The sequence below is a fragment of the Streptomyces sp. NPDC059567 genome (genome assembly GCF_042735655.1).
In the GTDB taxonomy this organism is placed as follows: Bacteria; Actinomycetota; Actinomycetes; order Streptomycetales; family Streptomycetaceae; genus Streptomyces.
Genome location: NZ_JBHWBS010000055.1, coordinates 22,369 through 23,699 on the forward strand (window position 1 = coordinate 22,369; position 1,331 = coordinate 23,699).

A 1,331-nucleotide genomic window follows, 5' to 3' on the forward strand; every position below is an offset into this window, starting at 1 on the left:
GGCGCGCGGCCGCGCGCGCGCCCCCCGCGCGCGCGGGGGGGGGGGGGGGCGGGCGCCGCCCCCCCCCCCCCCCCCCGTCTCCGGTGAGGTGCCGCCGGCATTCACCCGTTCGGCGGTGTGCGGGCTGCGGTGGCTCCGACGCGATGGTGGGGTGGGGAGACGCACTCACGGTGTTCCGACAGGTGTCCGACAGGGGGCGCGATGAACGACGAGCCGAACGCGGGCATACGGCCGGACGGCTGGGCGACCGTGCCACGGATGGAGCCCGCGCAGCCCCCGCGCGTATGGGCGCACGGCCCCGGCGCCGCGCGCGTCCGGGCGGACGCGCCCTTCGTCGCCGAGCGGTCGCGGACTCGGACGGTCGCGCCGAGCCCCCTCGATCCCGGCGCCGGCCGGGACCCGCACCGCGTGCACCGGGTGCTGCGGGAGGAGTTCCCGCTCACCTACGACCCGCTGCTGCGGGCGTGGGTGCTCAGCCGGTACGCCGACGTCGCCACGGCCCTCACGGACGCCCGCTTCACGCACGGCCACCGGCCCGGCGACCCTCCGTGCGCGGATTCGCACGCCGATGTCGACGAGGGCGAGCTCCGGAGCGTCGCCGCCCGTACCGCCTTCGTCCTCGCCCGGCGCATCGCCGACCGCCGTCAGGCCGACCTGGTCGCGGACTTCTGCCACTGGCTGCCCGCCGGCACGGTCGCCGCCGCCGTCGGGGTGCCCTACCGGGACATGATGCGGCTGGTCCGCGGCCGGGCCGCCTCCGCGCTCGCGGGTCAGTGCACGGGCCAGATCTCGGTACGGGAGAAGGCCCTCGCCAACTTCCTCGCCAACGTGCTCGTCGACCGGGAGCACGCGCTGGCCCTCCTGGACGCCCCGGCCGGGCAGATCGCCCGCGCCTGGACCGAGTCGCTGCGCCGCGACCCGCCGGTGCAGATCGCCGTCCGGCGCACGGGCGCCGAGGTGCGGGTCACCGGCGGCACGATCCCGGCGGGGGAGCCCGTCGCCCTGCTGATCGGAGCCGCTAGCCGCGACCCGGAACGCTTCCGCGACCCCGACCGCTACGACCCGCTGCGCGACGACGCCGACCAGCTCACCTACGGCAGGGGCGCCTGCCCCGCGGTCCTCCTCGCGGGCCTGGAAGCCGAGTACGCCCTACGGGCCCTGTTCCACGCCATGCCCCACCTCCGCTTGACGGAGGGCTTCCGCCCCGAACGCACGGGCGTGATCACCCGATCCCCCCGAAACCTCCTGGTCCGCCCGCACGGCTAGGGGGTGTCTTGCCGATCCGGCCGGATAGGCAAGAAACCCCCACTCCCACCCCCCGCCCCGGGCCC

Annotated in this window: 1 protein-coding gene; it reads left to right on the forward strand. The window is 77.2% G+C overall.

Annotation, left to right across the window (positions count from 1 at the left end):
- The first annotated feature begins 201 nt into the window (after window positions 1-201).
- On the forward strand, window positions 202-1,266 hold the full coding sequence (locus tag ACFVZW_RS23240) for a cytochrome P450 (protein ID WP_384524291.1): 1,065 nt from the start codon (window positions 202-204) through the stop codon (window positions 1,264-1,266).
- Window positions 1,267-1,331 lie beyond the last annotated feature (65 nt).

Excerpts from the sequence above, each read along its gene's own strand:
- ACFVZW_RS23240 (WP_384524291.1), top strand. The coding sequence starts at position 202 with ATGAACGACGAGCCGAACGCGGGCATACGGCCGGACGGCTGGGCGACC.